Origin of the sequence: Mesorhizobium sp. M4B.F.Ca.ET.203.01.1.1 (assembly GCF_004791025.1) — a bacterium.
Classification (GTDB): domain Bacteria; phylum Pseudomonadota; class Alphaproteobacteria; order Rhizobiales; family Rhizobiaceae; genus Mesorhizobium; species Mesorhizobium abyssinicae.
Genome location: NZ_SRUO01000005.1, coordinates 207354 through 220744, shown reverse-complemented (window position 1 = coordinate 220744; position 13391 = coordinate 207354). Strand labels below are relative to the sequence as shown.

8 protein-coding genes and 1 pseudogene are annotated in these 13391 nt (G+C 64.6%); 8 read left to right on the top strand and 1 reads right to left on the bottom strand.

The features are described from left to right. Positions 1-61: 61 nt before the first annotated feature. Entirely contained in the window at positions 62-1207 is a 1146-nt protein-coding gene (locus EN846_RS13690) for a PcfJ domain-containing protein (RefSeq protein ID WP_127392102.1), read from the top strand. A gap of 69 nt (positions 1208-1276) precedes the next feature. Here EN846_RS13690 and EN846_RS13685 read toward each other — a convergent pair whose 3' ends face one another. Further along, entirely contained in the window at positions 1277-3079 is a 1803-nt protein-coding gene (locus tag EN846_RS13685; RefSeq protein WP_127392101.1) for an NAD(P)/FAD-dependent oxidoreductase, read from the bottom strand. A gap of 260 nt (positions 3080-3339) precedes the next feature. On the opposite strand from EN846_RS13685, the gene EN846_RS13680 reads away from it, so the two are divergent. From EN846_RS13680 to nthA, 7 genes and pseudogenes are all read left to right on the top strand, one after another. Next, on the top strand, positions 3340-4491 hold the full coding sequence (locus EN846_RS13680) for a DUF6600 domain-containing protein (protein WP_127392100.1): 1152 nt from the start codon (positions 3340-3342) through the stop codon (positions 4489-4491). A 259-nt stretch (positions 4492-4750) separates the two neighbouring features. Then, entirely contained in the window at positions 4751-6532 is a 1782-nt protein-coding gene (locus EN846_RS13675; RefSeq protein WP_127285088.1) for an acetolactate synthase 3 large subunit, read from the top strand. A gap of 84 nt (positions 6533-6616) precedes the next feature. Continuing rightward, a complete protein-coding gene (gene ilvN, locus EN846_RS13670) occupies positions 6617-7189 on the top strand; it encodes an acetolactate synthase small subunit (protein WP_006204962.1) in 573 nt (190 codons plus the stop codon). A 146-nt stretch (positions 7190-7335) separates the two neighbouring features. Further along, a complete protein-coding gene (locus EN846_RS13665) occupies positions 7336-7932 on the top strand; it encodes a LysE family translocator (protein ID WP_127392168.1) in 597 nt (198 codons plus the stop codon). A gap of 340 nt (positions 7933-8272) precedes the next feature. Continuing rightward, positions 8273-9550, top strand: a complete 1278-nt coding sequence (locus tag EN846_RS13660) for an efflux RND transporter periplasmic adaptor subunit (RefSeq protein WP_127392167.1) — start codon at positions 8273-8275, stop codon at positions 9548-9550. After that, entirely contained in the window at positions 9547-12711 is a 3165-nt protein-coding gene (locus EN846_RS13655) for an efflux RND transporter permease subunit (protein WP_127392166.1), read from the top strand. The genes EN846_RS13660 and EN846_RS13655 overlap by 4 nt, the downstream gene beginning before the upstream one ends. Positions 12712-12780: 69 nt before the next feature. Beyond that, a pseudogene (gene nthA, locus EN846_RS13650) lies at positions 12781-13387 on the top strand (nitrile hydratase subunit alpha). The last annotated feature ends 4 nt before the right edge of the window (positions 13388-13391 follow it).

The window sequence follows — 13391 nt, the reverse complement described above, 5'->3', positions numbered from 1 at the left end:
CATTCCGTGCCGACGCTGGAATTGCGTGCGGCTGACAGGGGTCCAATTAGGAAGAACGGCCATGGCCAAGTCCATGATCCAGCTCAGGCAGGACGCCGAGCGCCAACGCATTGAAGCATATCAGGTAACGCTGCGGCGGGTTTCCGCCGTGCCGCGTCCCGCTCCGGATTTCGAGCGGGCGCTCGATGAAGCATGCCGGGGCTTTGCCCGCAGGGCCATCCGCGACGGCGCCTTGTGGCGCCCAAAGCTGAAGACGCGCGACCCTGCGCGGCTGCGGCTGGCGGCTGCCCGTTTTCTTTATGCGCGCTATCCGGTTTCGGCGGCGCTCGAGGCGATCTGGCTCGATAGCTCGGGGCTGAACGCCGACGAGGTCGCGCTTCGCAAGGCCTGGTACGTCGCGGCCGCGCGTGGCGACTCGCTCTACAAGGCGGGCGCCAATGCCTGGCTGTCGCGCAAGGAAGTGCATTGCTTCGTGAACGTCGTCGGCGATTTCACCTTCGAGGAGGCGTTCTGGCTGGCGATCGCCCGGTCCTGCACGGACGATCCCGGCCTGGCGGCCCGGCTCGCCCGGACGAAGATCGCGCGCACGCCACGCGGCGAGATTGCCTTCTGGCGCGAGGTGGCGCGGTTCTTCTGCGGACATCCCGCCTCGCGGGAGGAGATCGACGACCTGTGCGACTATCTTGGCGCCATGCATCGGCGCGATCGAGCCTACAGCCTGAAGGGGCGCACGCTTGTCTCGCTGCGCAGGCAGATGGTGGAATGGCACCGCGACATCGCCGCGATCGAGCGCATCGAGGCGATGCGCCGCCGCGCCGCCGGGAAAGGGCAGCAGGCGCAAGGCCCTGCGTGGGACGGCTCGCGGCTCGAGGACTGGGACTGGGAGCCGTCGGCCAAGGAGGCGAAGGCGCATGGCGAGCGGTTCTTCGTTCGCCAGCTGAAGACGGCCGAGGATCTGGTTGCCGAAAGCCGCGCGATGCATCACTGCGTCTCGCTGTATGCCGCCAAGTGCATCGCCGGCAACGCCTCGATCTGGGTGCTGCGGCGCAAGGCGCTCGGCAAGATCGAGCGCTTGCTGACGATCGAGCTCGACCCGCAAAACCGGGCCGTGCAGGTGCGCGGCTTCGGCAACCGCCTCGCAACGCTGGAGGAGCGCAAGATCGTCGAGCGTTGGGCCAAGGCGAGGGGCGTGGTGCTCCGGGCCTGAAATAAAAGCCCGCGCGGCCGAGAGGCCGCGCGGGCTACGCGTTGTTGTTCGCACAAGCGGCAGAGCGGCCTATCCCTTGTGGTGAACCTTCTGCAGCCCGTAGACCGGTGTCGCGATGCCTTCCTGCCGCGCCTTCAACTGCAGTGACAGGAACTGCGAATAGTGGCGTGACTGATGCAGGTTGCCGCCATGGAACCAGAGCGCCTCCTGTTGCGTCGGCTTCCACATGTTGCGCAGCTCGCCTTCCCAGGGACCGGGATCCTTGGTTGTGTTGGAGCCGAGACCCCAGCATTTGCCGACCTTGTCGGCCACCTCGCGGGAGATCAGGTCGGCCGCCCAGCCATTCATCGAGCCGTAGCCGGTGGCGTAGACGATCAAGTCCGCCGGCAATTCCGAGCCGTCGGAGAAGAGCAGCGAATGCTCCCTGATTTCCTTCACCTCGACGCCGCTCTTCAACTTGATCGAGCCGTCGATGATGAGGTCGGACGCGCCGACGTCGATATAGTAACCGGAGCCGCGCCTGAGATATTTCATGAACAGGCCGGACTCGTCGTCGCCCCAGTCCAGCATGAAGCCGGCCTCTTCCAGGCCCTTGTAGAACGCGGCATCGCGCTTCTTCATCTCGGCGTAGGCGGGAATCTGGAATTCGTGCAGGATCTTGTAGGGCAAAGAGGCAAAGATGAGATCCGCCTTGGCCGTCGTCAGTCCGCTTTGGACGGCCTTTTCCGAGTAGAGCGAACCCAGCCCGATTTCCATCAGCGTGTCGGATCTGGAGATGTGGGTGGTCGAGCGCTGCACCATGGTCACGTCGGCGCCGGCCTCCCAGAGTGCGGCGGCGATATCGTGGGCGGAATTGTTCGAACCGATGACGACTGCCTTCTTGCCGGCATAGGCGTCGGGGCCGGGATGCTTCGAGGAATGGTGCTGATCACCCTTGAAGCTGTCCATGCCCTTGAAGCTTGGCATGTTGGCCTTGCTGGACATGCCGGTCGCCAGCACCAGCTGCTTCGGCTTCAGCGCGATGTCCTTGCCGTCACGGTGGACGACGACGGTCCATTCCTTCGTCTTGTCGTCATAGGCGGCGCTCCTGGCCTCGGTCGAGGACCAGTAATTCAGCTCCATGACCTTGGTGTACATTTCCAGCCAGTCGCCGATCTTGTCCTTGGGCGAGAAGACCGGCCAGTTCCTGGGGAAGTCGATGTAGGGCAGATGGTCGTACCAGACCGGATCGTGCAGGCAGAGCGACTTGTAGCGCTTGCGCCAGCTGTCGCCGGCACGTTCGTTCTTCTCGACGATGATGGTGGGCACGCCGAGCTGGCGCAGCCGGGCGGCCAGCGCGATGCCGCCCTGGCCGCCGCCGATGATGAGCGTATGCGGCTGCGTCTTGAAACCGAGTTCGGCCGCTTCCTTCTCGCGCTCCTCCTTCCAGGTCGGCCGGTTCTTGCCATGGCCGTGCCTGGCGCCCAGCGGCCGGGCGAAGCCGGCCGGCTCTTCATGGCCCTTCAGCTCCGCCATGGTGGTAAGCAATGTCCAGATCTTGCCGTCCTTCAGCCTGATGTGGCCAAAGCCGCGCGCCACCGCCGTCTCGAAGCGGATCCAACCTTCCAGCACCCCGCCGTTCTCGCTGGCATCCTCGCCGTCGGCGATCGCCCAGTTCGAAGGCTTCGTCTTCGCCAACTGGCTCACAAGCATGTCGCGCACCTGGTCGCGGCCTTCCATGGTCTTGATGTTCCAGGTGAAGGCGACGAGATCGCGCCAGTAGCAGTCGTCCTGAAAGCAGGCGACGGCCTTGTCGATATCGCCGGCGGCAAGTGCCGCGCCGAACTGGTCGAGCAGGTCGGAAAGCTTCTTGTTCGGGGTCTTGTCGAGCATCAGTTCCTCCGGTCTTGGGATCGCTTCTTGATCGAGCGCTGGAGCCGGATCGCCCCGTCCGGCATGCGCAAGTATTTCGGCAAAACTGATCTCGCGTCATGCCCTCCAATAGTTTGGCGTGTTTTCAATGGTTTGTCCGGAGGTGGAGCGACGCTCCATTGGTCGCGCAATCGTGATCGGCTTTTGCCGCATTGCGGCCATGGCGTCTCAAGACAAGAGCAACGGGGGCGAATGGCGATGCAAGGAGCCAGGAGAGCGTCATGCAATTGTCCTCCATCCATCCATTCGCCCGGCGCGGGCTGGCAGCTTCCGTAGCCGTCACCTTGGCTTTGGGCGTGACTTTGGCCGGTCCATTGGCGGTTCCGTCCTATCAGGCGGCGCATGCGGCCGTGGTTTCCGTGACCGTCCGCGAGCGGCTCGCGACTTACGGCGGATGGCGGACTTCCAGCCGGTTCGGCGAGGTGTGGGTTCCCTCCGTCCGGCCTGAATGGCGGCCCTATACGGAAGGCAGATGGGTCTGGACCGACGAGGGCTGGTACTGGGAGTCGGCTGAGCCGTTCGGCGGCATCGTCTTCCACTACGGGCGCTGGGCGTACGATCCCGAATTCGGCTGGGTCTGGATCGCCGGCTACGAATGGGCGCCGGCCTGGGTGGTGTGGCGCCAGGGCGGCGACAACATCGGCTGGGCTCCGGCGCCGCCGCGTATTGCCGATGTCGCGTTCGACGAGGGCTGGTGGTGCTTCGCACCGGTGGCGGCGATCGGCGTGGCCGATGTCGTCAGCGTCGTGCGGCCAGTGCGTGAAAACGTGACCATCATCCGCAACACGACGATCATCAACCAGACTGTGATCGTCAACAACGCGCCGCGCGTACGGCTTGGCAACCAGGTCGTCGCGATCGATGCCGGGCCGCGCCTGCCTGAGCTTCCCAGGGCGGTCGTGACGTCGATCAAAGCGGCGAAGATCGTCCCGCCGCGCAAGGGCGACTTCTCCGAAGCCCGGCTCGATCCGTCGAAGGGCGAGGCGGTGAAGATGCTGGCCGGCAACGCTTCCCTGCCGGCGCAAGGTGCTGCGCCGGTTATCGCAGGCACGCCCGAGGCCGCCGGCCACGGGCCGAAGAAGCCCGCGGGCGTCAGGACGATCCGGCCCGCAGCGGCGATCGCCGAAGGGGAACCGAACACGGCCGACCGAAAGCACAAGAGGGTGATCGCCGGCGCCGGGCAGGTGGAGATCGGCGAGACATCCGACGGCAAACATGCGCCGCGCAGGAGGCTCAACCATCAGCAGATGCTGGCGATGCGCACACCGCATCATGGGCCGGCGAAGGCCGAGCCGCATCGCCCTTCCTTGGTGCAGGCGAGGAAGGGAGCCAAATGCGATCCGCTTGTCGCGCACTGCAAGCCGCCGCGCTGAAGCCATTTGGGACGGCACGCGAACGGTGGCGAGGCGGGAGCATTTTCCCGGTTGACAGGCCGGCTTTCCCGCCTCTACTGTCCGCCACCATGAAAACGGCACTCATTCTCGTAGGCAGGCGCGTGGGCAAGGCGGTGTAACCGCCGGGCGAAAACCTCCCATGCGCATCACACAGGCTCCCTCGGGGGCCTTTTTTATTGCCCGAAACACGACTAAACGACCAGCAACGCCCAAATGGCGACAGTACGGGACCAGACCGATGAGCAACGAGCGGAACGAGCGGCGCGAAATGACGGGCGCCGAAATGGTGGTGCAGGCGCTGAAGGACAATGGCGTCAAGCATGTCTTCGGTTACCCGGGCGGCGCGGTTCTCCCGATCTACGATGAAATTTTCCAACAGGACGAGGTCGAGCACATTCTGGTCAGGCACGAGCAGGGCGCCGGCCATGCGGCGGAAGGCTACGCGCGCTCGACCGGCAAGGCCGGCGTCCTGCTGGTGACGTCCGGCCCCGGCGCCACCAACGCGGTGACGCCGCTGCAGGACGCGCTGATGGATTCCATTCCGCTGGTCTGTCTGACCGGCCAGGTGCCGACCTCGCTGATCGGTTCCGACGCTTTCCAGGAATGCGACACGGTCGGCATCACGCGCCCCTGCACCAAGCACAACTGGCTGGTGAAGGACGTCAACGAGCTCGCGGCCACGATCCATGAGGCCTTCCATGTCGCGACCACCGGGCGCCCCGGCCCGGTGGTGGTCGACATTCCGAAGGACGTGCAGTTCGCCAAGGGCACCTATGTGCCGCCGCAGACAGCGCCGCGCACCAGCTACCAGCCGAAGGTCCAGGGCGACCTGGAGAAGGTCAAGGCAGCGGTCGAGCTGATGGCCAGCGCAAAGAAGCCGATCATCTATTCGGGAGGCGGCGTCATCAATTCCGGTCCGGAGGCGAGCCATCTGCTGCGCGAACTGGTCGATCTCACCGGCTTCCCGATCACCTCGACGCTGATGGGGCTCGGCGCCTATCCGGCTTCCGGCAAGAACTGGGTGGGCATGCTCGGCATGCACGGCACCTACGAGGCCAACATGGCCATGCACGATTGCGACGTGATGATCTGCATCGGCGCGCGCTTCGACGACCGCATCACCGGGCGGCTCAACGCGTTCTCGCCGAACTCGAAGAAGATCCACATCGACATCGATCCGTCGTCGATCAACAAGAACGTTCATACCGACGTGCCGATCCTCGGCGATGTCGGCCGGGTGCTGGAGGATCTGGTGCGGCTGTGGCGGGCGACCGCCAAGGCCGACAAGAAGGCGCTCTACCCGTGGTGGGAGCAGATCGCCAAATGGCGGGCGCGCGACTCGCTGGCCTACAAGCCGAACGCCGACGTGATCATGCCGCAATACGCCATCCAGCGGCTCTATGCGCTGACCAAGGACATGGACACCTACATCACCACCGAGGTCGGCCAGCACCAGATGTGGGCGGCGCAGCACTATCATTTCGAGAAGCCGAACCGCTGGATGACGTCGGGCGGGCTGGGCACGATGGGCTACGGCCTGCCGGCAGCGCTCGGCGTGCAGATCGCGCATCCCAATGCGCTGGTCATCGACATCGCCGGCGATGCCTCGGTGCAGATGACGATGCAGGAGATGAGCACGGCGGTGCAGTACGAAGCGCCGATCAAGATCTTCATCCTCAACAACCAGTATATGGGCATGGTCAGGCAGTGGCAGCAGCTGTTGCACGGCAACCGGCTGTCGCATTCCTACACCGAGGCAATGCCGGACTTCGTCAAGCTGGCCGAGGCCTATGGCGGCCACGGCATACGCTGCGACAAGCCGGACGAACTCGACGACGCGATCAAGGAAATGATCGCGGTGAAGAAGCCGGTGCTGTTCGACTGCCGCGTGGCGACTTTGGCCAACTGCTTCCCGATGATCCCCTCGGGCAAGGCGCATAACGAGATGCTGCTCCCCGACGAGGCGACCGACGAGGCGGTGGCCAATGCCATCGACGCCAAAGGCAGGGAACTGGTGTAGGCGACGAGCCAAGGCAGGGCTGGTCTAAGGAAGCCGTGCGCAAACAGAGAATTAGATCCAAGAGTTGAAATCGAGATTCACCCCATGAACGCACAGCTCCAACCGACCGGCTCCGCCTATTTCATCGCCAAGGAAACGGAAAAGCCGGAGAACCACACGCTCTCCGTGCTGGTCGACAACGAGCCGGGCGTGCTTGCCCGGGTCATCGGCCTTTTCTCCGGCCGCGGCTACAACATTGAGAGCCTGACCGTCTCGGAGACCGAGCACGAGAAGCATCTGTCGCGCATCACCATCGTGACGCGCGGCACGCCGCATGTGCTGGAGCAGATCAAGCACCAGCTCGAGCGCATCGTGCCGGTGCACCGTGTGGTCGACCTCACCGTGCGCTCGCACGAGCTTGGCCAGGAGCGGCCGCTGGAGCGCGAGCTGGCGCTGGTCAAGGTCGCCGGCACCGGCGACAGCCGCGTCGAGGCGTTGCGTCTTGCCGATGCCTTCCGAGCCAGCGTCATCGACGCCAACACAGAGCATTTCATCTTCGAGATCACCGGCAAGGGCTCCAAGCTCGACCAGTTCATCGCCATCATGAAGCCGCTCGGCCTGGTAGAGATCTGCCGCACCGGCGTGGCGGCGATGAACCGCGGCCCGCAGGGCATGTAGTAGGCCGGCGCCGAAGCGCCGGCAGGTCGTCATTTCCGTCCTGACCGTCTGGCCCGGTTGATGCTCCAGGGTGGCCTTTGCGCGCCCGGTATAAAAGGACAATTATACTGACCTATTCGACGCGATGACTTGTGTGGGAGGACGTCATGCCGCTTGAAACGTTCCTTGCGCTCCTGGTCTACGCCTTCGTCACCTCGATCACGCCGGGGCCGAACAACCTCATGCTGCTGGCTTCCGGCGTCAATTTCGGCATCGTCAGGACCGTTCCGCACATGCTCGGCATCAGCATCGGATTTCTGGTGCTGCTGCTTGCCGTCGGCTTCGGGCTGGGCGCAGTGCTGACGGCGTTTCCGGTGCTGCATACGGCGCTGAAGGTCGCCGGCGGCGTCTATCTGCTTTATCTCGCCTGGAAGATCGCCATGTCGCGTTCGCTGAGCAGCAAGGGCGAGATGGAAGCGCGACCGATGCGCTTCATCGATGCGGCGGCGTTCCAGTGGGTCAATCCCAAGGCCTGGGTGATGGCGATTACCGCCATGGCCGTCTATGCCAATGCGGAGCACCCGTTCCTGTCGGTGGTGCTGATCTCGGTCGCCTTCACCATCGTCAACCTGCCGAGCGTCTCGGTGTGGGCGGGCTTCGGCACGGCGCTGCGCGGGTTCCTGTCGGATCCGGTGCGGCTGAAGTGGTTCAACATCGCCATGGGTGCGCTGCTGGCGGCGACGCTGTGGCCGATGCTGCGTTAAGATCTGTCGATATTCAGGTGCGGCCGGCCTGCAAACGGCGCTTTCCTGCGCTTCCGGTGCTCACCTATCCAAAGGTACGCTCCGCTCCGGTTCTCGGAAATCAACGTTTTCGACTCGGCCTGACCTGAATCTCAACAGATCTCAGGTCGCGGTCCCGGCCCATGGGTCGGGTTGCCTCCTTATTGTGCACTGCACATTAAATCTTCGTAATGCCGTGTTTTGGCCCTTTTCCGCCAAAGCCTTGTCCTATCTATTTCGGCGAAATTCGCGGCAAGGCGCCGCGGATCGAGCAAAAATAGACCACCGGATCCGGCGTGTCGCGTGAGAGGGCTTGTTGTCGATGCGCGGAAAAATCGTCTTTGCGGTGATTGCGCTGGCCTGCGTTGCCGGGGCCGGTCTCTACCTTTCGCCGACGGCGCTGGGCAAAGTCCAGCAACTGATTTCGGGCCAGCAGGCCGCCAGCAACGGCACGGAAAAGACGGCCAAGGCACCGGACAATGCAAAGGGCGGCGGCGGTGGCTCGCATTCGGCCTCGATCGTTTCCGCGGCCGCCACCACCGCCGATTTTCCCATCCGCCGCTATGCCATCGGCTTCGTGTCCTCGCCGGAGGTGGTTGCCATCAACGCCCGCGTCTCCAGCCAGATCGTCTCGATCGCGGTCAAGGACGGGCAGATGGTCAAGGCCGGCGATCTTCTCATTTCACTGGATGACCGGGCGCTGAAGGCGCAGCTCGCAAAAGACCAGGCGACGCTGGTCAAGGACCAGGCCATGCTGGTCAGCGCCCAGGCCGACCTGCAGCGCGCCAAGGACCTCGTCGCCAAGCAGGCCGGCACGCAGCAGACCTACGATCAGGCGCTGGCGGCGCAGAAGGCGGCAGCCGCGACCATCGATGCCGACAAGGCCACCATCGACGCCGATACCGTGCAGTTGAGCTACGCGTCGATCTCGGCGCCGATCTCGGGCAGGCTGGGGGCCGTCAATGTCTCGGTCGGCGATCTCGTCACCACCAGCAACGGCAACAGCAGCAGCTCGACCCCGCTGGTGACGATCACGCAGATGGATCCGCTGCAGGTGAATTTCACCCTGCCGGAGAGCAACCTCGCCCTGCTGCACAAGGCGCTGGCCGACCCGCAGCAAGGCGACGTGACGCTGACCAAGGACGGCGATCCGACGCCGATCGGCAAGGGCACGCTCGACTTCGTCGATTCCAGCGTCGACACCGCCTCCGGCACTATCGCCACTCGGGCGAGCGTACCGAACCCGGATCTTTCGCTGTGGCCCGGCCAGTATGTGAACGTCGTGCTCGACGCCGGCACGATGCCGCAAATGACCTCGGTTCCGACCGTCGCGGTGCAGCCCAGCCAGAAGGGGCCGTTCGTCTACGTAGTCAAGCCGGACAATACGGTGGAGATGCGCCCCGTCCAGGTGGCGCTGACCGAAGGCGACAACAGCGCCATCAGCCAGGGCCTCAAGGGTGGGGAGAAGGTGGTCGTCGAGGGCCAGACCAGGTTGAAGGACGGCGCGGCCGTGCATGAGGGCAAGGCGGCCGCCAAGGGCGGCGCTCAGGGCGCACCCAAGGTCGCGCAAGCCGGCAAGGCGGGCGAGGCCAGCCAATGATCTCCGAATTCTGCATTCGCAGGCCCGTCGCCACGCTTCTGATGTCGTTCGCCCTCGTGCTGGGCGGATTGTTCGCCTACAAGTTTCTGCCGGTTGCGGCGCTGCCCAGCGCCGAGTTTCCGGTGGTCAACGTCTCCGCCCAGCTGGCCGGCGCTTCGCCGGAGACCATGGCGACGTCCGTCGCGACGCCGCTGATCAAGCAGTTCGCCACGATCGCCGGCATCGATTCCATCTCGACCACCAATTCGCTCGGCCAGACCTCGATCGCCATCCAGTTCGTGCTCAACCGCGACATCGACGCCGCGGCCGCGGATGTGCAGGCGGCGATCGCGCGCACGCAAAGGTCGCTGCCGCCCGAGATGACGGCGCCGCCGAGCTATCGCAAGGTCAATCCGGCCGACGCTCCGATCCTGTTGATGTCGCTGGTCAGCGACACGGTCCCGCTGACCGATCTCGATGCCTTCGCCGAGAACGTCATCTCGCCCTCGCTGTCGACCATCGACGGCGTGGCGCAGGTTTCGATCTACGGCCAGCAGAAATACGCCGTGCGCATCCAGATCGACCCGACGGCGCTCGCCGCGCGCGGCATCTCGATCGACCAGTTGCAGGCGGCGGTGGCGTCGGCCAACAGCAACACGCCGCTCGGCGTGCTGCAGAACGACAAGCAGCAATTGACCATCACCGCCAATACTCAGCTTAACAACGCGGCGGGTTTCGCGAATCTAATCATCGCCACCAAAGACGGTCACCCGGTACGGCTGGGCGATGTGACCCGCGTCGTCGATTCGGTTCAGACCACGACGACAGCGAGCTGGTATGACGGCACCCGCGCCATCATCATGGCCGTGCAGCGCCAGCCGGACGCCAACACGGTCGACGTCGTCGACAAGGTCAAGGCGATGCTGCCGTCCTTTCAGGACCAGATGCCGGGCGCCGCCTCGATCAAGCTGCTCAACGACCGCTCGACCTCGATCCGCCAGGCCGTCGACGACGTGCAGTTCACGCTGCTTTTGACGATCGCGCTGGTGGTGATGGTGATCTTCGTCTTCCTGCGCCGCGTCACCGCGACGATCATCCCGGCCGTCGCGGTGCCGATCTCGCTGATCGCCACGCTCGGCGCGATGTTCCTGTTCGGCTTTTCCATCGACAACATCTCGCTGATGGGACTGACGCTCGCCGTCGGCCTGGTCGTCGACGACGCCATCGTCATGCTCGAAAACATCTTCCGGCACATGGAGGAAGACGGGCTCTCGGCGTTCGACGCGTCGCTGAAGGGCGCGCGCGAAATCGGATTCACCATCATCTCGATCTCGATCTCGCTGGTGGCGGTGTTCATTCCCGTGCTGTTGATGGGCGGCGTCATCGGCCGCATCTTCAACGAGTTCGCGGTCGTGGTGACCGTCGCCATCCTGGCGTCGATGTTCGTCTCGCTGACGCTGACGCCGATGCTCTGCTCGCGCCTGCTTTCGGTCTCGAAGGCGGAGAGGGAAGCCCATGGAGGCGGCCACCGGCATGACTTCGTCACACGCTGCTACGACTGGCTGCTGAGCTTCTGCCTGCGCCACACCTTCCTGGTGTTCCTGGTCTTCATCGGCACCGCTGCGGCGTCGGTCTGGCTGATCGAGGTCTCGCCGAAGGGCTTCTTCCCGCAAGAGGACATCGGCCAGATATCGGTGACGACGGTCGCCCGCCAGGACATCTCGTTCGACGCCATGGCGAAGCTGCAGGGCCAGGTGGCCAGCGTCTTCTCCCATTCGCCCTATGTCGATCATGTGGCGTGGTCGGCGGGCAGCGGCAACAATGCGCTCAACCAGGGCCAGTTGTTCGTGCAGCTCAAGGACAAGGACAAGCGCCCGGACATCGAAAAGGTGCTCTCGGATCTGCGCAAGCAACTGGCAGGCGTGGCCGGCATCGAGACCTATATGCAGCCGGTGCAGAACCTGAGGCTGGGTTCGCGGTCGTCGGCCAGCGCCTACCAGCTCGTGGTTCAAGGCCTCGATACTGGCCAGACCGATATCTGGGCACAGAAGCTGAATGACGCGATGGCGGCGGACCACAATTTCTTCGCCGATGTCACCAGCGACCTGCAGAACAATGCCCTACAGGCGTCGTTGGTGGTGGACCGCGACAAGGCCGCCCAGCTCGGCATCGATACCGATACGCTGCGCTCGGCCCTCTATGGCGGCTTCGGCACCGATCAGGTCTCGACGATCTTCGGCTCGGCCGACAGCTATGCAGTGATCACCGAGCTCGACCCGAAGATCGAATGGTCGCCCGAGCGCATGCTTGCCATCCAGGTGCGGACGGCGAGCGGCAGCCTGGTGCCGCTTGGCGCCTTCGCCCATGTCGACCGCACAGCCGGCGCGCTCACCGTCAACCAGCTCGGCCAGCTTCCGGCGGTGACGATTTCCTACAATCTGCCGCCGGGCGTGGCGCTGGGCGACAGCGTGACCCGCATCGACCAGCTCAAGGAGCAGGTCGGCATGCCGACAACGATCGGCACCAGCTTTGCCGGCACCGCCAAGACCTTCCAGGATTCGCTCGCCAACCAGGGGCTGCTGATCGGCGGCGCGATCCTGACCATCTATATCGTGCTCGGCATGCTCTACGAGAGCTTCATCCATCCGCTCACCATCCTCACCGGCCTGCCGTCGGCGGTGCTGGGGGCGGTGGTTGCACTGCGTGTTGCCGGCATGGATATTTCGGTGATCGCGGTGATCGGCATCCTGATGCTGATCGGCATCGTCAAGAAGAACGGCATCATGATGGTCGACGTGGCGCTGGAGCTCAGGCGCGAGGGCATGTCGGCGGTGGAGTCCATCCACAAGGCCTGCCTGATGCGTTTCCGGCCGATCATGATGACGACGCTGGCGGCGCTGATGGGCACGTTTCCGATTGCGCTCGGCACCGGCGCCAGCGCCGAACTGCGCCAGCCGCTCGGCGTCGCGGTGGTCGGCGGCCTGCTCGCCTCGCAGGCGCTGACGCTCTTCGTCACGCCGGTGATCTACGTCTATTTCGAGAATTTTTCCGGCTGGCTGCTCGGCTTCTCCTTGAAGAAGGGCCGGCCGGCGCTGCATGCGGTCGAAAGTGCGGAGCAACCGTCGCTGTTCGATCCGGAAGAAGGCCGGGTCATCCAGCTCCAGAAAGCCGCGGCCGAATAGCTCGACCGCCGCTTGCTGGCCCAAGCCGTCATGCTTGCGGCCACATGTCGGCGGTTCTAGTCTGAGCTCATGTCGCATGATCATGACCATGACAACGAGCTCGATCCGTTCGCGGCGCGCGTGCGCGCGCTGGAAACGATCCTGACCCAGAAAGGCCTGATCGATCCGGCCGCGATCGACGTCATCGTCGACACCTACGAGACCAAGATCGGCCCGCGCAACGGGGCCCGGGTGGTGGCCAAGGCCTGGACCGATCCGGCCTATGCCGACTGGCTGAGGCGCGATGCGACGGCGGCGATCGAATCGCTGGGCTATACCGGCAGGCAGGGCGAGCACATGCAGGCCGTCTTCAACAGCGAGGAGACGCACAACCTCGTCGTCTGCACGCTGTGCTCCTGCTATCCGTGGACGGTGCTCGGCCTGCCGCCGGTCTGGTACAAGGCGCCGCCCTATCGCTCGCGGGCGGTGATCGATCCGCGCGGCGTGCTGGCGGAATTCGGCCTGACCCTGCCGGCGGACAAGAAGATCCGCGTCTGGGATTCGACGGCGGAGCTGCGCTATCTGGTGGTGCCGATGCGGCCGGAAGGGCACTGAGGGCTGGAGCGAGGAGCAACTGGCCGAGCTGGTGAGCCGCGATGCGATGATCGGCACCGCACTGGCAAAGGCGCCGGCATGACGGG